The 18,052-nt window shown below is 72.5% G+C and carries 15 protein-coding genes; 7 read left to right on the top strand and 8 right to left on the bottom strand.

Features of this window, described 5'->3' with window-relative positions:
• The first annotated feature begins 97 nt into the window (after positions 1–97).
• Positions 98–1,285 carry a cytochrome P450 gene (locus BG482_RS07165; protein WP_079141643.1) on the top strand — a complete coding sequence of 396 codons (1,188 nt, stop codon included), beginning with the start codon at positions 98–100 and terminating at the stop codon, positions 1,283–1,285.
• A gap of 40 nt (positions 1,286–1,325) precedes the next feature.
• On the opposite strand, the gene BG482_RS07160 is transcribed toward BG482_RS07165, so the two are convergent.
• Positions 1,326–1,847, bottom strand: coding sequence for a hypothetical protein (locus BG482_RS07160; RefSeq protein WP_069768014.1), 522 nt, complete (start codon positions 1,845–1,847; stop codon positions 1,326–1,328).
• 165 nt (positions 1,848–2,012) lie between these two features.
• Here BG482_RS07160 and BG482_RS07155 point away from each other — a divergent pair, with 165 nt between their 5' ends.
• On the top strand, positions 2,013–2,513 hold the full coding sequence (locus BG482_RS07155) for a GNAT family N-acetyltransferase (protein ID WP_069768013.1): 501 nt from the start codon (positions 2,013–2,015) through the stop codon (positions 2,511–2,513).
• Positions 2,514–2,583: 70 nt separating this feature from the next.
• Here the strand turns inward: BG482_RS07155 and BG482_RS07150 are convergent, their stop codons facing one another.
• Positions 2,584–3,561 (bottom strand): zinc-binding dehydrogenase, encoded by a 978-nt coding sequence (locus BG482_RS07150; RefSeq protein WP_069768012.1) that lies wholly within the window; start codon positions 3,559–3,561, stop codon positions 2,584–2,586.
• 139 nt (positions 3,562–3,700) lie between these two features.
• Here BG482_RS07150 and BG482_RS07145 point away from each other — a divergent pair, with 139 nt between their 5' ends.
• Together BG482_RS07145 and BG482_RS07140 are read left to right on the top strand one after the other, a co-directional pair.
• Positions 3,701–4,054 carry a helix-turn-helix transcriptional regulator gene (locus tag BG482_RS07145; protein WP_069768011.1) on the top strand — a complete coding sequence of 118 codons (354 nt, stop codon included), beginning with the start codon at positions 3,701–3,703 and terminating at the stop codon, positions 4,052–4,054.
• Between the two features lie 71 nt (positions 4,055–4,125).
• A complete protein-coding gene (locus BG482_RS07140; protein ID WP_141746549.1) occupies positions 4,126–5,301 on the top strand; it encodes an NAD(P)-dependent alcohol dehydrogenase in 1,176 nt (391 codons plus the stop codon).
• Positions 5,302–5,360: 59 nt separating this feature from the next.
• Here BG482_RS07140 and BG482_RS07135 read toward each other — a convergent pair whose 3' ends face one another.
• Positions 5,361–7,202 (bottom strand): RICIN domain-containing protein, encoded by a 1,842-nt coding sequence (locus BG482_RS07135; protein WP_069768009.1) that lies wholly within the window; start codon positions 7,200–7,202, stop codon positions 5,361–5,363.
• Between the two features lie 328 nt (positions 7,203–7,530).
• On the opposite strand from BG482_RS07135, the gene BG482_RS07130 reads away from it, so the two are divergent.
• Positions 7,531–8,556 carry a LacI family DNA-binding transcriptional regulator gene (locus BG482_RS07130; RefSeq protein WP_069768008.1) on the top strand — a complete coding sequence of 342 codons (1,026 nt, stop codon included), beginning with the start codon at positions 7,531–7,533 and terminating at the stop codon, positions 8,554–8,556.
• 160 nt (positions 8,557–8,716) lie between these two features.
• Positions 8,717–9,586 (top strand): hypothetical protein, encoded by an 870-nt coding sequence (locus BG482_RS07125; RefSeq protein ID WP_069768007.1) that lies wholly within the window; start codon positions 8,717–8,719, stop codon positions 9,584–9,586.
• Positions 9,587–9,821: 235 nt separating this feature from the next.
• On the opposite strand, the gene BG482_RS07120 is transcribed toward BG482_RS07125, so the two are convergent.
• On the bottom strand, positions 9,822–10,544 hold the full coding sequence (locus BG482_RS07120) for a FadR/GntR family transcriptional regulator (protein ID WP_069768006.1): 723 nt from the start codon (positions 10,542–10,544) through the stop codon (positions 9,822–9,824).
• Positions 10,545–10,854: 310 nt separating this feature from the next.
• Here BG482_RS07120 and BG482_RS07115 point away from each other — a divergent pair, with 310 nt between their 5' ends.
• Positions 10,855–12,267 carry an alpha/beta hydrolase gene (locus BG482_RS07115; protein WP_107450403.1) on the top strand — a complete coding sequence of 471 codons (1,413 nt, stop codon included), beginning with the start codon at positions 10,855–10,857 and terminating at the stop codon, positions 12,265–12,267.
• A 34-nt stretch (positions 12,268–12,301) separates the two neighbouring features.
• Here the strand turns inward: BG482_RS07115 and BG482_RS07110 are convergent, their stop codons facing one another.
• From BG482_RS07110 to BG482_RS07095, 4 genes are all read right to left on the bottom strand, one after another.
• Positions 12,302–12,811, bottom strand: coding sequence for a carboxymuconolactone decarboxylase family protein (locus tag BG482_RS07110; protein WP_069768005.1), 510 nt, complete (start codon positions 12,809–12,811; stop codon positions 12,302–12,304).
• Positions 12,812–13,000: 189 nt separating this feature from the next.
• Positions 13,001–14,011: a methylmalonyl Co-A mutase-associated GTPase MeaB gene (meaB, locus tag BG482_RS07105; RefSeq protein ID WP_069768004.1), complete on the bottom strand. Its 1,011-nt coding sequence runs from the start codon at positions 14,009–14,011 to the stop codon at positions 13,001–13,003.
• A 5-nt stretch (positions 14,012–14,016) separates the two neighbouring features.
• Positions 14,017–16,191, bottom strand: a complete 2,175-nt coding sequence (scpA, locus tag BG482_RS07100; protein WP_069768003.1) for a methylmalonyl-CoA mutase — start codon at positions 16,189–16,191, stop codon at positions 14,017–14,019.
• On the bottom strand, positions 16,191–18,002 hold the full coding sequence (locus BG482_RS07095; RefSeq protein WP_069768002.1) for a methylmalonyl-CoA mutase family protein: 1,812 nt from the start codon (positions 18,000–18,002) through the stop codon (positions 16,191–16,193). The genes scpA and BG482_RS07095 overlap by 1 nt, the downstream gene beginning before the upstream one ends.
• Positions 18,003–18,052 lie beyond the last annotated feature (50 nt).

Below are 18,052 nucleotides of genomic sequence, written 5' to 3'. Positions count from 1 at the left end.
TCAGAAGGAGGTGTTCGGCTCGGACGAGGAAGCGAAGGCGTGCTGCGTGTCCACGGTCGAGACCGGCCGTCGCCGACAGTGGCTCTAGGAGGAACCCGTGGCCGTCGCCCCCATGACGGAGATCGACATGTTCGCGACCTCGGACCGGCGCACGCGCTACGAGCAGTACCGACACCTCCGGGACCTGGGCGGCGTCGTCCGACTGCGCGACCCGGACGTGTACGCGGTGACGCGCTACGACGAGGTGAAGGCCGCGCTCGCCGACCACGACGCCTTCGTCTCCGGCGAGGGCGTGGGATTCGATCCCGGGGTCAACCAGCTCATGCGGGGCGTGACGCTGGTCAGTGATCCGCCGGAACACGAGGTGCTGCGCTCGGTCGTCGGGGCGGGACTGCGCCCCGGCCCCCTGCGGGCCCGAGGTGAGGAGATCGGCCGGAAGGCGCGCGATCTCGTCGCCGAAGTCGTCGCCAAGGGCGAGATCGACGGCGTCACCGAGCTGGCCCAGGCGCTGCCGATGCTCGTCATCCCCGACTACCTCGGGCTTCCCGAACGCAATCGTGAGCACCTCTACGCGTGGGGGCAGGTGGGCAACGACCTGCTGGGTCCGGCCTCGGAACGCACCGCGCACAACATGGAGATGACCAGACGCCTGTTCACGTTCGCCCACGAGCTCGCCGCGAACCGGGAACTCGCGGCCGGAAGCCCCGGGGCCGCCATGCTCGAAGCGGCCGACCAGGGGGTCATCGCCGAGGAGAAGTGCCCGCTCCTCCTCGTCGACTTCATCGGCCCCTCACTGGAGACCACGGCCGCTGCGATCGGCCATCTGCTCGTCCTCTTCGCCGAGCACCCCGACCAGTGGGACGCGCTGCGCGCCCAGCCCGCACTGGTCGCCTCGACCGTCAACGAGCTGCTCAGGTTCGAGACCCCCGTGCGCGGACTCACCCGCGTCGCGGCGCGCGACACGGAGCTCGGCGGGGTGACCGTCCCGCAGGGCGCGCGCATATGGGCCCTCTTCGCCTCCGCGAACCGCGACGAACGCAAGTGGGAGCGTGCGGACGAGTTCGACTTCCGCCGCAATCCGCTCGATCACCTCGGATTCGGGTACGGCGCGCACAACTGCGTCGGTCAGGGCGTCGCCCGTCTGGAACTGCACGCCGTCATCCACGCACTGCTCGACTCCGTCGAACGCGTCGAGTTCACCGGGCAGCCGGTGATCGCGGAGAACACCATCCTCAACACGTACGCCGAGGTCCCCGTCCGACTCGTCGCGAGGAAGGGCGCCTGAGGCACGGCTCGACCGCGACGCCCGATCTCCGGGCCGCGGCTCAGCCGACGTACGCGTCGCAGAGCTGCCGCACGGAGGGCGGCACGGGCGACCGGCGGGACCAGCCGCACACGGTGCGCAGGTCGTAGGTGGGCCGCGGCTGCGCCTGCCGTGGCCCGGCCTCGCGCGGGCGGGCGGGGCGCGCCGGATGCTCGTGGTGGTGACGGCGCGGCCCCGGAGGCGCGACGGACCGGGGCCGCGCGGGACGGGCCGCCGCCGAGCCGGCGCGCGGCCGGGTCGGCGACTGGGCGTGCGGGGGCCGGTTCCCGGCGTCGCCGCGGCCGCTGAACCGCCGCTCCGCGCCGCGCCGGTGGCGGGCGTGCTGCTGGGGCGTCCCGCTCGGCGCCGTGCTGACGAGGGCGGTGAGAGCGGGAGCCTGAACGGGAGCCGGCAGGGGGGAGGGGGTGCGGGCGGCTGCTGGGGCCAGGCGCGGCGGCGCCGGAGTGCCGGCGGGGAGGGACACGCAGCCTCCGGCGAGGAGGACGGTCGCCAGAACGGCGGCGAAGGCGAGGGGACGGCGCATGTTCCCAGGGTGACGGGCCGGCCGGCGGCCGCCGGCGCAACCCGGCGGCGGATCACCGGCACGGGTGACGCAGCGACGTGACATCGTGACGTCCGGGCGAGCCGCACCGTTTCGAAGGATCCGGGCGGGGCGAAGGATCCGGGCGGGGCGTGTGATGCTGGCGGCATGAACGATCGAGGCGAGGTCGCCGTCGTCCGCTGGCCGGGCCACGACCCTTCCACCGAGGACGGGCTGGCCGGGTTGCTGGCCGCCTACCACCTGCGGACCGAGGCCGAGAAGGGCGAGGCCGTCACCGGTGTGGAGGCACTGCCGGACCGCTACCGTGCGGAGATCTCGGACCCGCGGACCGCGTTCGTCGACGACGTGGTGCTGACGGCCCTCGACGGGAACGCCGCGGTGGGCTGTCTGGTGCTGACCGCACCGGCCGACGGCCGCTCGGAGATCAAGAGACTCTGGACGGACCCGGCGCACCGGGGCCGCGGCGTCGCCTCCGACCTGCTCCACGCCGCCCTCGCGTACGCCGCGGCCGGCGGCGCGAGCACGGTGCGGCTCTCGGTGTGGGCATGGCGCACCGGCGCCATCTCCCTGTACGAGCGCTTCGGCTTCACCGTCACCGAGTCATGGGACGAGCGCGAGCGACTGGTCTGCATGCAGCGCACCCTCTGAGCGCGGGCCGCCGCGTGGTCGTGCCGGGCGGCGCCGGGCACGACCACGCCGACGCGTGCGCCCGCTGCCCTCAGTCGGCGACGCGCAGCAGCAGCTTCCCCGTCGAGGTGCGACCGCCCATGAGCCGGTGCGCCTCGGCCGCGTCCGCCAGCGCGAACTCCGCGGTGACCGGCAGGCTCACGACTCCGTCGGAGACGGCGCGGAAGGAGCGCTCGGCGAGGGCGCGCAGCGCGTCGGGCGCGGACTGCGCGAGCGTCAGGATGGAGAAGCCGCCGACTGCAAGGCCCCGTGCGTACAGCTCGGGCTGTCCGACCTGCCACGGCCCGGCCCCGCTCGCATTGCCGAACGACACCAGGCGTCCGAACACGGCCAGCGCGTCGAGGCCGCGACGCAGGGTGTCGCCGCCCACCGGGTCGAGGACCAGGTCCACCCCCCTGCCGTCGGTGGCACGGCGGACGTCGGCGACGAAGTCGTCGCCGGTGAACACCTCGTCGTAGCCGTGCTCGAGCGCGTACTCGGTCTTGGCCGCCGAGGACACCACCCCGTACACCGCGCCGGCCCCCGCCGCCCTGGCCAACTGCCCGGCCACCGTGCCGACGCCGCCCGCTGCGCCCTGCACCAGCACGCTCTCCCCGGCCCGCAGCCGCCCGACCTCGTGGAGCAGGGCGTGCGCGGTCGGCAGCACCGTCGGCAGGGTGGCCGCGGTGCGCAGGTCCAGGCCCGCGGGAAGGGGGAAGACGGTGACGGCGTCGGCGACGACCACCTCCGCGTAGGCGCCGCCGCCGACCAGCGCGGCGACCTCCTGCCCCGGCCGCAGCCCCTGGACGCCCTCGCCGACGGCCCGGATCCGGCCGGAGACCTCCAGACCGGGCCGGAACGGCAGCGACGGCACCCGGTAGCCCTCGGCGCGTGCCTTGAGGTCGGCGAAGTTGACGCCCACGTAGACGGCGTCGACGGTGACCTGGCCGGGGCCGGGCTCGGGTGTCCCGGCCCCGACGAGTCGCAGCACCTCGGGACCGCCGTACTCCTGGAACTCGACTGCGCGCATGACGGGATCACCCGCACCCTTCGATGAGTGTTCAATGGGAAGCGAACACCAGGACTGTATGATATCCATCGAACACTCGACAACCGGCCGGGTCCTTCGGCGAGTTGAACGGCCGGAGGCAGGCGACGACGGGAGAGTCATGCCCAACCAGACTGCGGGCGGATCTCACCGCGCGGCGCCGGTGCACACGGATCCCCAGGAGGTGTCCGTGCTCACGGCGCTGTCCGCGGTCTCCGACCCCGTGCGCATCAAACTGATCCGCGAGCTGGCGGGCTCCGCCGACTGGACACGCAGCTGCGGCAGCTTCGACGTGCCCGTCGGCAAGGCGGCGCTCAGCCACCACTTCTCGGTTCTGCGCGGCGCCGGCCTCGTGGAACAGCGTGACGAGGGCCCGAAGCGGGTCAACCGACTGCGCCGCGAGGAGTTCGAGGCGCGCTTCCCCGGGCTGCTCGCCCTGCTCCTCGCGGACGACGTCGACGGCGGCGCCGAGTGACGGACGGCTGAACGCCGGCGCGGGGTGCGCCGGACGACCTTGGACGATACGAACGAACGGTGGACGCTCACGTGCCTGGACAAGCCTTCACACCCGCGGACGTCGCCGCGGCCGCCACGACCCGGACGCCGGAACCGATGACGGCGTGGACGACCCGGGGCGACGGCGTCGACCGGCTGACCGCTGTCCGTGTCCCGATCCCGGTGCCCGGTCCGACCGAGGTGCTGGTGAAGATCTCGGCCGTGTCGCTCAACTACCGCGACCTGCTGGTCGTGGGCGGTGTCGACCACTGGTCCCCGACGCGGGACGTGGTGCCCCTCTCCGACGGCGTCGGCACCGTCGCCGCGATCGGCGCCGAGGTGACCCGCTGGCGACCGGGCGATCGGGTCTCGGCCGGATTCCTGCCCCGTTGGCGGTCGGGTCCGCTCACCGAGGACACCTATGTGTCACCGGTGGGCGGACCGGTCAACCGCGGCATGCTCGCCGAATACGTCCTCGTCGAGCAGGACGAGGCGGTGCGCACCGCACAGAGCCTCGACGACGTGCACGCGGCCACGCTGCCCGTCGCCGGAGTGACCGCCTGGCACGCCGTGGGCCGCCGCAGCCGGGTCCGGCCGGGCGAGACGGTGCTCGTCCACGGCACCGGCGGAGTCGCCCTGTTCGCGGCCCAGTTGACCCTCGCCCTGGGCGCCACCCCGATCGTCACCTCCAGCAGCGACGAGAAACTCGACAGGCTCCGCGCGCTCGGCGTCGAGCGCACGATCAACTACCGGCGTACCGCGGACCTCGTGAGCGAGGTGCTGCGGATGACCGGCGGCCAGGGTGTGGACCATGTCATCGAGACCGTCGGCGGCGACAACCTGAACCGTTCACTGGAAGCTGTCAAGGTCGGCGGGAGCATCAGCTTCATCGGCCTGATCGCGGGGCGCGCGGCGAACATCGACGTCTACCGGTTCGTCACCAGGAACGTCACCGTCCACGGCATCGAGACCGGCTCCCTGGAGATGCTCGAGGAACTGGCCGCCTTCGTCGACGAACACGGCATCACCCCCGTGATCGACTCCGTCCTGCCGGGCGAACGGATCCAGGAGGCGTTGCGCCACCTCGAAGGCGGCCGCCACTTCGGCAAGATCGTCGTCACCATGCCGGGCACGGGCACGGGCACAGGCGCAGGCACCGGCACGGAAACGGGCGCGGACGCGAGCTCGGACACGAGCACCAGCACGGGGGCGCACGTGTCGTCGTAGTCAGGAGCGAGGTCGCCCCCTGCCATCCGGCCGGGCCGGGAGGCAGGGGGCAACAGGGGTCAGGCCCTGCCCAGAAGGCGCCAGATCTGGTTCCTCTTCGTCGGCAGGGCGCTCGCGGGGTCGCACGTCCACTGGTGGACCAGGGCCCTCGGCTGGGTCGACACCCGGGACACGTCGACGCACTTTCCGCTGTGCACGGCGACGAGCCGGTAGTCGTGGCCGTTGCCGAGCGCGGTGACGGGGTCGAGGGTGAACATCTGGTTGGTGCCGCCGTCGCAGGTGTACTGGCCGACGGCGGCTCCGTCGGCGGTGGAGGCGCCCGCCACGTCCAGGCACTTGCCGCTGAACTCGTCGACGACGGTGTAGGCGTTCACCCGGCCGGCGACCGGCTCGAGGTCGAGCATCTGCTGGTAACCGCCCTCGCAGTAGTACTGCTGGTACTGCTTGCCGTCCGTGGTGGCGAGGTCGGTGTCGTCCAGGCACTGCCCGCTGTTCTGGCTCACGGCGACCGTGGAGACGGTGGTGTCGGACGGCGGCAGCAGGGTCACGGTGTAGCTGTCCTTGGCGTTCGACCAGGGCAGGGTCAGCGTGGCGGCGTTGCCGCTGACGGTGAGCGTGGTGTCGGAGATCGTCTCCGGTCCGGCCACCGCCGCGCCGTTGTCGTACGGAATGCGCTGGACGACCGCCCGGACCCGGCTGTTGCCCACCACCGACGTGGTGTCGAGCCCGGTCAGGTGGACGGTGACGGCTCCGGTGTTGCCGTTGCTGCCGAGCAGGATCTTGGCGTTCTTGGCGGAGTTGTCCTTGGTGGCCAGACCGTCGGTGCCGGCGCCCGGAACGAGGTTGACGATGTTGCCGGTCTGGGAGCCGTAGTAGCGGTACACGAACCACTCACCGAGCGGCAGGTACTGGCCGGTGCTGTTCTTGGTGAGCAGGTTGGCCTCGTAGTCGTGGAGGTTCGTGCCCGAGGCCCAGTTGCCGCGCAGTCCGTCCGCGCCGGCCCGCTCCAGGCGGCCGATGAACCAGGCGCCGCCGCCCGGGGACTGCATCGACGAGGTGGCGTACTCGTTGATCTGGTAGGGACGGGTGTTGGTCAACCCGGCCGCGGCGAGGGTGGAGTCGGCGCGGCCGACGTCGGTGACCGGGTCGCCCGGCTCGTCGTGCCAGCTGTAGATGTCCGGGGCGACGTCGTTGGCCTTGACGTAGTTCAGGTAGGTGGTCCACCAGGTGTTCGAGGAGTTCGGCTGGCCGGCGATGCTGGGGCCGACGATGAGCTGGTGGGGGAACGCGGCTCTCACGCGTGCGTAGAAGCGCGACCACATCTGCAGGTACCGGGCCTGCGAGGGTCCCCAGAAGTTCCTTCCGTCGGGCTCGTTCCACAGGTCCCACTGGACGGTCATGCCGTTGGCGCGGACGTCGTTGAGGAGCTGGGTGACGAAGGCGTCGAACAGCGTCCAGTCACCGTTGTCGCCGGGCCAGCCCTGGCTGGTGGTGGCGTCGGCGCCCCACAGGTCGTGCGGCAGCAGGACGAACGTGCCTCCGAGGGCGACGGTCCGTTTGTACTGGGCCAGAGTCGAGTTCCAGCGGGTCTGGTAGCCGGCGAGGCTGGTGCCGTAGCCGCCGTTGTTGAGCTGGGCTCCGCCGGCCCGCATGAGACGCCACTTGACGTCCTTGAAGAAGTGGTCCTGCGGCAGTGAACCGTCGGGAGTCATCCCGTAGATCGTTCCCGAGGCATGGTAGGTGGGCGCCCCGCCGGCGGTGGCGAAGTCCACGGTGACACTCGTGTCGGCGGCGTGCGAGGCGGTGGCGGGCAGCAGGCTCGCGGCCAGTGTCGTCAGCAGGACGGCGGTTCCGGTCAGCAGGCGGGGCGAACGTCGTGAACGGGGTGAACGGGGATGCATGGGCGGCTCTCCGAGGGTGTCGAGGCGTCAGGACGGCTGCCGCAGGCGAGCGAGGTCGGTCTTGGCGCCGGCCCTGATGCTGCTGTGGTGCGTCGTACGGTGTTCTCCGGGAGTGATCCGTTCGGGGTGTCGAACCGGTTCGACGATGGCGTGCCGGAAGTTAGCACCGTCGAAAAGCCGTCAGCAATACTCGCGTCAGGGATTTGACGACCGGAAGCCGAATCTCGACACAAGGCATTGACAGCGGCTCGCGTCGCTTCTACCTTCCCTTGTCGCGAACCGGTTCGACGCCCGGTCCGCACCCGAACCGGTTCGATGAAGGAGTTCCGTGAACATCGGTGAGATCGCCAAGCGGGCCGGTGTCTCGCGGAGCACCGTGTCGTACGCCCTGAGCGGCAAGCGGCCCGTCTCCGACGACACCCGCCGGCGGATCCAGCAGGTGATCGACGAGCTGGGCTACCGTCCCAACGCCAGCGCGCGGGCTCTGGCCAACGGGCGCACCAGCACCATCGGTCTGGTGTTCCCGCCGGCCGGGAACCACTACACCGGCATGCAGCTCGACTTCATCGGCAGCGTGGTGGAGGCCGCGGCGGCCTACGACTACGACGTGCTGCTCTCCCCGAGCGGTGTGGACAGCGACCGCTCGTTCCAGCGGCTGCTGGCCGAGCGGCGGGTCGACGGCGCGATCCTGATGGAGATCAGGCTCCAGGACGACCGCGTCGACCACCTGAGCGAGGAGAACTTCCCCGCCGTCTGCATCGGACGCACCGCCGACCCGGACCGTGACTGGTGGGTCGGCCTGGACCACACCGCGCTGGCGGCCGCCTGCGTCAACCATCTCGCTGACATGGGGCACCGCAGGATCGCCTTCGTCAACCGGCCCGAACACCTGCTGCGGGCCGGGTACGAGTCCGCGCACCGCGGGCTGGACGGCTTCACCAAGGCCGCGGCCGAGCGCGGGCTCACCGTGCGGACGTACAGCTGCGGGGACGACGCCCCCTCCGGTCAGGCGTGCATGGAACGGATCCTGCACGACGACCCGGCCACCACGGCGCTGGTCACCCTGAACGAGGCGGCGCTGGGCGGCCTCTACCGGGGGCTCGCGCACGCGGGCCGTCATGTGCCGCGCGACTTCTCCGTCACCGGAGTGGTGGCCGGCCGGTGGGCGGAGACGGTGACCCCGCAGCTCACCGCCGCGGACGTGCCCGCCGAGGAGATGGGCCGACTGGCCGTCGACCTCCTCGTCGAACGGCTCGACCACCCCCACGCCCCACCCCGGCACCACCTCCTCGCACCGCCCATCTCCCTGCGCGCCAGCACCGGACCCGCCGGCACACCCGCAGCCGGCGCCTGACACCGGCCGCCTGCCCCACGCCTTCGGCGGCTTCCGGCGGAGTCCCTCGCGGTTCGCGCCCCTCGGCTGCGGCGCGCTCCCTGACGGGACGCGCCGGCCGTCGAACGAGCGGCGGGCCCCGGGAACGGAGACATAACGACCGGTCGGTACTCTGCCGGGCATGACTACTTCCGCCCTCGAACCGCGCGCCGGTCGACGCTGTCACGGCCCGCTCAACTCCCTGCACGCGACGCACTACTTCTCGCCCGACCTGGGGCGAGAACTGGGCGCGCTGGGGATCACCCGTCCGCGGGCCGTCAACTTCGCCGTGCGGGCGGCCGCGCTGGGGCCGGTCGGAGCCGGCGTGGTGACGGCGACCTTCTTCAACTACAAGCACGAACTCGTGGCCCGGCACGTACCCGCGGTGTGGTCGATCGCCGCCCCCGCCGACGTGCTCGCCGCCCGTCTGCGCGCCGTCGACGCGACGCTGCGACGGCTGCTGGGGGAGGAGGCCGTGGCGTCGGCGGAGATGGCGGAGGCGGCGCAGCTGGCGTTGCGCGCCGCCGAGGCCTGCGGGCGCGGCGCCCGGCCGCTGTACTCGGCCCACGCCGACCTGCCCGTTCCCGACGAGCCGCACCTCGCGTACTGGCACGCCGCGACCCTGCTGCGCGAGCACCGGGGCGACGGACATCTGGCCGTGCTGACGTCCGCGGGCCTCGACGGGCTGGAGGCGATGGTGACCCACACCTCCACGGGCCGGGGCATGGCGCCGAAGTGGGTGCTGGCCACGCGCGGCTGGACCGAGGACGACTGGAACGCGGCGGCCGACCGCCTGCGGGAGCGCGGGCTCCTGGACGGCGACGGGGAACTCACCGAGCGCGGCGTCGGCCTCCGTGAAGACGTCGAGCAGGAGACCGACCGTCTCGACCTGGCTCCGTACGAGCACCTCGGCGCGGAGGGCGTGGCACGCCTGACGGCCCTCGCGTCGACGTTCGCCCGACTCGCCGCGGCCGCGGACGCGTTCCCGGCGGACCTCATCGGCAAGCGCTGACATCGGCGGGGCGGCCGGGCCCGGAACGGCCGGGCCCGGGCCCGGAACGGCCGGACCCTGGTCCGGAACGGCCGGTGTCCTGCCGCTCGGGCGCCGCGCGACCCGAGATCTCGCAGGGGGCCGGATCTCGGGCCACCCGGGGAGCCCTGCCCGGCCGACGGCCCGCTCCGAGGACCCGGGGGGCCCTCGGTGAGACGGCCGCGGTGCGGCTGCGGGAAGGGCCGCGACCGCCTCGTCATTTCCGGTCGGTGGCGTCCGGCGGAAGGGTCTGGTGGGAGCGCAGGTGTTCCCTCAGCGCCTGCGCGGTGTTGCTGACGTGCATCAGCGCGGCGGCCTCGCTGAGGGCGCTGTCGCGGGTGGTGAGCGCCGCGTAGATCGCCTCGTGCTCGGCGAGGGTCCGGCCCGCCGCCTGGTCGTCGACCAGGCCGCGCCATATCCGCGCCCGCAGCGTGCGGCCGGACACGCCCTCCAGCAGGGTCAGCAGGCTTTCGTTGCCCGTCGCCGCGACGACCGCGCGGTGGAAGGCCGCGTCGTGCGCGTTGAGCAGTTCGACGTCGTCGCGGGCCTCGCGCATGGCATCCAAGTGGCTCTTGACCTCGGCCAGTTGGTCGTCGGAGATGCGGGTGGCGGCCAGTGCGGTGGCGGCCGGTTCGAGGAGTCGGCGTACTTCCATGAGGTCCTGCAGGGCCGCGGAGTCGCCCTGCAGCAGCTCGACCGCCCCGCCCAGTCCCGCCAGCAGCAGGCTCGGCTGCAGACTGGTGACGTAGGTGCCGTCGCCCCGGCGGACCTCCAGGACCCGCGCCACCGCCAGCGCCTTGACGGCCTCGCGGGCGAGGTTGCGGGACAGGCCCAACTGGGCGGCCAGGTCCGGTTCCGGTGGGAGTTTCGATCCCGGTGGCAGGGCGCCGGTGCGGATTAGCTCACGAATCCGCTCGATGGCCTTGTCCGTCAGAGACACCGCGCATTCCTCCCCGACCGCTCGCCCCGGAGGCCGTCGGGCACGGGCCGTCCGTCGAGTCCTCTGTTCCGCCCGACCTGTTCGCGAGTCCGCAGGCCGAGAGTGGCACCGATGATACGGGGAGGGGCGCGCGGGGAGATGAGCGCGGGGAGGCGAGCGCGGGGGCGACGACTCACTCGACCCGCCCGCTCGATGTTGTGCATCGCATTGACGGCCGCAGGAAAAGTGCCCTAAATTCCACGGCACCTTCCTTCAGTGCACTGAGCATCCGTCCCGGCCCTCGCCCCACCCCCCACCAGGAGCCGCCCTCATGCCTGCCGGCACCCGTCGTCCTCGCACCTCCCGTACCCGTCTGCGCGTCGCACTGGCCGCACTCGCCTGCGCAGCCCTCGTCACCCTCCCCCCGCCCGCCGCTCAGGCCGACGCGACGGCCACCGGACGCCTGACCGGCACCCTCCCGGACGGCGCCACCTGGATCGCCGACGTCCCCGACCACTGGAACGGCACCCTGCTGCTGTTCAGCCACGGCTTCGGCCCCACCGTCGCAGCGAACGCGCCCACCGGCGCCGTACGCACCGAATTGCTCGCCCAGGGCTATGCGATGGCCGGCTCGTCGTACGACCCCCATGGCTCCATGTGGGCTCTGGACAGCGCCGAACGGGACCAGTTCGCCACGCTCGACGCCGTCACCGCGAAGATCGGCGCACCCCGGCGCACCCTGGCCGTCGGTCAGTCCATGGGCGGCCTCGTCAACGCGCAGCTGGCCCGGGACGGCGGCGGGCGCATCGACGGGGCGCTCGGCCAGTGCGGCCTGGTGGCGGGCGGCACCGACCTGGACAACTACCAGCTGGACGCCGAGTACACGATCGCCCGACTCCTCCTGCCCGGACAGGACGTGCCGCTCGTGCGGTTCGGCACCGCAGCCGACGCCTCCGCCACCGCCGCCCGGCTCACCAAGGCGGTCACCGACGCCCAGAGCACTCCGCGGGGCCGCGCCCGGATCGCGTTGGCGGCGGCCTTCCTCAACCTTCCCGCCTGGGCGCCCGGAGCGGACCGGCCCGCGCCGGACGACTGGGCGGGCCGGCAGGAGCAGCAGTACGCGTGGTTCGCGCAGGGCATCCTGGCGTTCGTCGAAGGCGGCCGGTACGCCGTGGAACAGTCGGTCGGCGGAAACAACTCCTGGAACCGTGGCGTGGACTACGCCCGCCTGCTCGACGGCTCCGTATACGCCCCCCAGGTCCGCGCCCTCTACCGGGCGGCCGGTCTGGATCTGCGCGCCGATCTGCGCACACTGACGAAAGACGCCGTCATCACCGCCGACCCCGCCGCCGTCCGCACCGCGCGGCGGACCTCCACCGCGGGCCAGGGACTCGACGTGCCGCTGCTCGACGTCCACACCACCGCCGACAACCTGGTCCCGGTGGAGCAGGAGAACCGCTTCGCCGCCCGCGTGCGCGCCGCCGGCGACGGAGCGCTTCTGCGACAGGCGTACGTCGAGCGGCAGGGCCACTGCGCGTTCACGACCGCCGAGACCGTGGCCGCCCTCCACGCCCTCGAACACCGCGTCCGCACCGGCCGTTGGGACGACGCCGCGACCCCCGCCGCGCTTCAGCGCTCCGCCACGGCGCTCGGCCTGGACGGGGCGGCCTACGTCCCCTACCGCCCCGCGCCGCTGACCGTCGGCCGCGACGGCCCGACGAGCCCCGCCCGGTCCGCCTCCTGACCCGAGCAGGGCCTGCGAGCAGCGCCCGCCGGGTTCAGCCGGGGGCGCTCTCGCCCTCGGTCGTCACCTCGAAGGTGTTGAGGAACGTGCAGACCAACTGGTAGAAGCCGACCGTGAGGACCAGGTCGGAGAACTGCTCGACGGTGAGGAACGACAGTGCCCGCGCCCGGTCGGCCTCGGTGAGGCGGTGCTGCTCCAGCAGCCGGTCGGTCAACGAGAGGACCGCCGCCTGCTCCGCCGACAGCCCCTGCGTCGAACCCGTCCTCGCGGCGGCGATCCCGGCCTCGTCGAGCCCGAGGCTCCGGCCGATCCTCTCGTGGTGGTGGATCTCGTACGGCGCCCGGTAGACGTGTCCCACGCGCAGAACGGCGAGTTCGCGCAGGGGATGCGGGAGGGCGCCCCGGGCGATCGCGTCGCCCAGCTGCACCAGGGCGGGAGCCAGGGCCGGCGAGTGGAACACCATGCGGTAGACGTTGAGGGCGGACCGCTCCTCGGCGATCTTCCGAGCGTCGGCGGGGAGCGAGGTCAGGTCGGGATATTCCATGGTCGTCGGTCGTCTCCTCGGAAAGGGGGCGTCAGGCCGTCCCTCCCATCGTGCCGTGGCCTTCCCTCGCGCGGGCGCTCGCAGGGACGGACGGGACACGTGCCCGCACTCATCGGACCCGCGCAGGGGAACCCGTCCAGGGCTCGCCCGAGCCGACCCGCGTCGAGCACCCCTACGGCGTCGCCGCCCTCACCCTCGATCCTCGACGGCACGCAGGCCGCCGGGCGTGCCGAAGGCCTCCAGGATGCGCTCGGCGGCCAGCGTCGCCGTGAGCTGCCCGTCCCGGACCCGCTGTTCGAGGTCCGGTGCGAGGGCCCGCACCGAGGGGTCGGCGTGCAGACGGCCGAGGAGTTCGTCGCGGACCATGGTCCAGGTCCAATCGACCTGCTGCTCACGCCGCTTGGCGGCGAGGCGCCCGGTCGAGTCCAGCAGCGTGCGGTGCTGCTCCAGGCGCTCCCACACGGTGTCCAGGCCCGATGACTCCCGGGCGCTGCAGCTGAGCACGGGCGGCGACCATGCCGCGTCCCTGCCGTGCATCAGGCGCAGCGCGCCCGCCAACTCCCGTGCGGCGGCGCGCGCGTCCCGCTCGTGCGGGCCGTCCGCCTTGTTGACGGCGATCACGTCGGCGAGCTCCAGGACGCCCTTCTTGATGCCCTGCAGCTGGTCGCCGGTGCGCGCGAGGGTGAGCAGGAGAAACGAGTCGACCATGTCGGCCACCGCCGTCTCCGACTGACCGACGCCGACCGTCTCGACCAGGACGACGTCGTAGCCGGCCGCCTCCATCACCACGATCGACTCCCGTGTCGCCTTGGCGACCCCGCCGAGGGTGCCGGCGGTGGGGGAGGGCCGTACGAAGGCTGCAGGGTCGACGGCCAGGCGCTCCATCCGGGTCTTGTCGCCGAGGATGGAACCGCCCGTGCGGCTCGACGACGGGTCCACCGCGAGCACCGCCACCCGATGCCCGAGCGAGGTCAGCATCGTGCCGAAGGCGTCGATGAACGTCGACTTGCCCACGCCCGGCACCCCGCTGACGCCGATCCGCCGGGCCCGGCCGCTGTACGGCAGCAGCGCGGTCAGCAACTCCTGCGCCAGCGAACGGTGCTGGGGACGCGTGGACTCCACGAGGGTGATCGCGCGGGCGACCATCGCCCGCTTGCCGTCGAGCACGCCCTTCACATAGGTCTCGAGGTCGATCGCCATGGGCTTCAGAGGTCGTGCCCGAGGTCGTCGGACAGTCGCCGGACGAGGTCGTGGGCCGCGTCCGGGATGACCGTGCCCGGCGGGAAGACGGCCGCCGCGCCCATCTCCAGGAGCGTGGGCACGTCCTGCGGCGGGATGACACCGCCGACGACGATCATGATGTCCTCGCGTCCTTCCCCGGCCAGCTCCTCGCGCAGCGCCGGCACGAGGGTGAGGTGTCCCGCGGCCAGCGAGGACACGCCGACGATGTGCACGTCGGCCTCGACGGCCTGACGGGCCACCTCGCCCGGCGTCTGGAACAGCGGGCCGACGTCCACGTCGAAGCCGAGGTCGGCGAAGGCGGTCGCGATCACCTTCTGGCCGCGGTCGTGCCCGTCCTGCCCCATCTTGGCGACCAGGATGCGCGGGCGCCGGCCCTCGGCCTCCTCGAAGGCGGACACCAGCTCGCGCGTGCGGTCCACGGACGGGGACTCCCCTGCTTCGTTGCGGTACACGCCGGAGATCGTACGGATCTGGCTCGCGTGGCGCCCGTACACCTTCTCCAGGGCGTCCGAGATCTCGCCGACGGTGGCCTTCGCCCGGGCCGCGTTCACGGCCAGCTCCAGCAGGTTGCCCTCGCCCCCGGCGGCCCGGGTGAGTGCGTCGAGCGCGTCCCGGCACGCGACGTCGTCCCGCTCCTCGCGCAGCCGCCGCAGCTTCTCGATCTGCTGGGTGCGCACAGAGGAGTTGTCGACCTTGAGGACGTCGATCTGCTCGTCGCTGTCCACGCGGTACTTGTTGACGCCGATCACCGGCTGACGGCCGGAGTCGATACGGGCCTGCGTGCGCGCGGCGGCCTCCTCGATGCGCAGCTTGGGGATGCCCGCGTCGATGGCCTTGGCCATGCCGCCCGCCTGCTCGACCTCCTGGATGTGCTGCCAGGCCCGGCGGGCCAGGTCGTACGTCAGCTTCTCCACGTACGCGCTGCCGCCCCAGGGGTCGATGGTGCGGGTGGTGCCGGACTCCTGCTGGATGAGCAGCTGGGTGTTGCGGGCGATACGCGCCGAGAAGTCGGTCGGCAGCGCCAGCGCCTCGTCGAGGGCGTTGGTGTGCAGCGACTGGGTGTGGCCCTGGGTCGCCGCCATCGCCTCGACGCAGGTGCGCGTGACGTTGTTGAAGACGTCCTGCGCGGTCAGCGACCAGCCGGAGGTCTGCGAATGGGTTCGCAGCGACAGCGACTTGCTGTTCTGCGGATCGAACTGCCTCACCAGCTTCGCCCAGAGCAGCCGCGCCGCCCGCAGCTTGGCGATCTCCATGAAGAAGTTCATGCCGATCGCCCAGAAGAAGGACAGCCGCGGCGCGAACGCGTCGACGTCCAGGCCCGCTTCACGGCCCGCGCGGATGTACTCCACGCCGTCGGCGAGGGTGTACGCCAGCTCCAGGTCGGCCGTCGCGCCCGCCTCCTGGATGTGGTAGCCGGAGATGGAGATGGAGTTGTAGCGCGGCATCCGCTGCGAGGTGTAGGCGAAGATGTCGGAGATGATCCGCATCGACGGCTTCGGCGGATAGATGTAGGTGTTGCGGACCATGAACTCCTTGAGGATGTCGTTCTGGATGGTCCCGGCCAGCTTCTCGGGCGGCACGCCCTGTTCCTCGGCGGCGACGATGTAGAGCGCCAGCACCGGCAGCACGGCGCCGTTCATCGTCATCGACACGGTCATCTTGTCCAGCGGAATGCCGTCGAAGAGCTGCCGCATGTCGTAGATCGAGTCGATCGCCACGCCCGCCATGCCGACGTCACCGGTCACCCGCGGGTGGTCGCTGTCGTAGCCGCGGTGCGTCGGCAGGTCGAAGGCGACCGACAGGCCCTTCTGACCGGCGGCGAGGTTACGGCGGTAGAAGGCGTTGGACTCCTCGGCGGTGGAGAAGCCGGCGTACTGGCGGATGGTCCACGGCTGGTTGACGTACATCGTCGGATAGGGGCCGCGCAGATACGGCGCGACGCCCGGATAGGTGCCCAGGAAGTCCAGGCCCTCCAGATCCTGCCCCGTGTACAGCGGCTTGACCCGGATGCCCTCCGGGGTCTCCCAGAGCAGGTCGTCCCCGCCCGCCGCCTTCTTCACGGCCGTACGCCACTCGTCGGCGCCGCCCTCGGCGGCCGGGGTCCCCAGCTCGATCCCGGAGAAGTCGGGGATACCCATCAGGACACAACTCCCATGCGGTCGAGGGTGGCGGACAGCACGGCGACGGCGTCACAGCCCGCGAACACATACGCGTCGACGCCGCAGTACGACGCCGGACGCCCGGCGAGGAACACATGCGTGGCGCCGGCGGCCCGCAGCCGCTCGGCCTCCGTCTCGGCCTGCTCCTCGTACAGCGCGTCGCTGGAGCACAGGCACACCTCGGTGGCGCCGCTGTCCTCGAAGGCGCCCTCGGTGACGGGCTCGACGCCGCCGGCCTGGAACAGGTTGGCGGCGAACGTCAGCCGCGCGGTGTGCGCGGCGGCCGGGCCCATCGCCGCCAGGTAGATCCGCGGCCGGGCGCCGGTCGCCGCGAGATGGGCGTCGGAGCGCGCCCGCAACGCCTCGTAGGCCTCGTCGCGACGCACCCTCGGCAGCCCGCCGGAGCGCGGCTCGGGCTTGCTCTCGCGCACCACCGGCTTCTCGGCGAGGAACGGGAACTCGCTGACGCCGGTGACGGGTTCACGCCGCTTGGCGAGCTTGCCGCTCCGGACCTGCCACGTGTCGGCCAGGGCCTGCCGCAGACGGCCCGACCGCAGCACGGCGGCCTGGCCGCCGTCGCGCTCGATCCCCTGGAAGAACTCCCAGCCCGCGCGGGCCAGTTCGTCCGTCAGCCGCTCCACGTACCAGGAGCCGCCGGCCGGGTCGATCACCCGGGCCAGGTGGGACTCCTCGATGAGGATCGTGGAGGTGTTGCGGGCGATGCGCCGCGCGAACGCGTCCGGCAGCCCGAGCGCGTCGTCGAAGGGCAGCACGGTGACGGCGTCCGCGCCGCCCGCCCCCGCCGCCAGCGTGGCGATGGTGGTGCGCAGCATGTTCACCCAGGGGTCGCGGCGCGACATCATCACCGACGAGGTCACGGCGTGCTGGAGCTGTGCGCCGGCGCCCGGCGCCCCGCACACCTCGGCGACCCGGGACCACAGCCGGCGCGCGGCCCGCAGCTTGGCGATCGTCAGGAACTGGTCCGCGGTCGCCGCATACCGGAACTCCAGCTGCCGGCAAGCCTGTTCGACGCTCAGTCCGGCCGCGGTCAGCTCCCGCAGATACGCCACACCGGTCGCCAGTGAGGCGCCCAGCTCCTGCGCGGCCGAGCCGCCCGCCTCGTGGTAGGGCAGCGCGTCCACCGTCAGCGCCCGCAGCCCCGGATACTCCTCGGCGCACCGCCGCGCGAGGGCGGCCGCCGGGGAGAAGTCGACCGCCCGACCCGTGCGGGCCTCATGGCCGAGCGGATCCGCGCCCAGGTTGCCGCGCGCGGCATCCGCGGCGACGCCGCGCTGTGCGTACAGCCGCAGCAACTCCCGTGCGGCAGGCTCCACTTCGGCACCCGGGTCGAGCACGACGGGCGCCAGGTCGAGAAGGACGCCGTCGAGGACCCGTTCGAGCGAGGTCGCGGGGACGCCTCCTTCGCCGACGACCAGCCAGAGGGAGGTGACGCCGTTCTCCAGGTCCGCGAGCACGGCGCCGCCGTCGGCCGCCGCGTGCCGTTGCCGTACGTCCCACCCTCCGGCGGTGTTCCCCTCCGGCCTGCCGCCCCGCACATACGGAGCGAACCCGGGGTAGCCCGGCTCGGGCGCGCGATCGTGCGCGGTGTAGAGGGGACGGGTGCGCAGCCCGTCCTCCAGCGCGGTGGACAGGGCTTCCTCGGCTTGAGCGTCCCCGACGTCCTTGCCCGACTTGCGCAGCACGCCCGCGATGAGGCGCTGCCACTGCTCGTGGGTGGCGTCAGGGAACTCGCCGGCCAGCTCAAGCCCGTCGTCAGGCAGGACCGTCATGCTCGGATGCTAGGCCAGATACGGAGAGGAACAGGAGAGGGCATGGCTGT

The sequence above is a fragment of the Streptomyces sp. LUP30 genome (assembly GCF_001746365.1).
In the GTDB taxonomy this organism is placed as follows: domain Bacteria; phylum Actinomycetota; class Actinomycetes; order Streptomycetales; family Streptomycetaceae; genus Streptomyces.
The sequence above is the reverse complement of the archived record's forward strand: the minus strand, read 5'-3'. Positions and strand labels throughout refer to the sequence as shown.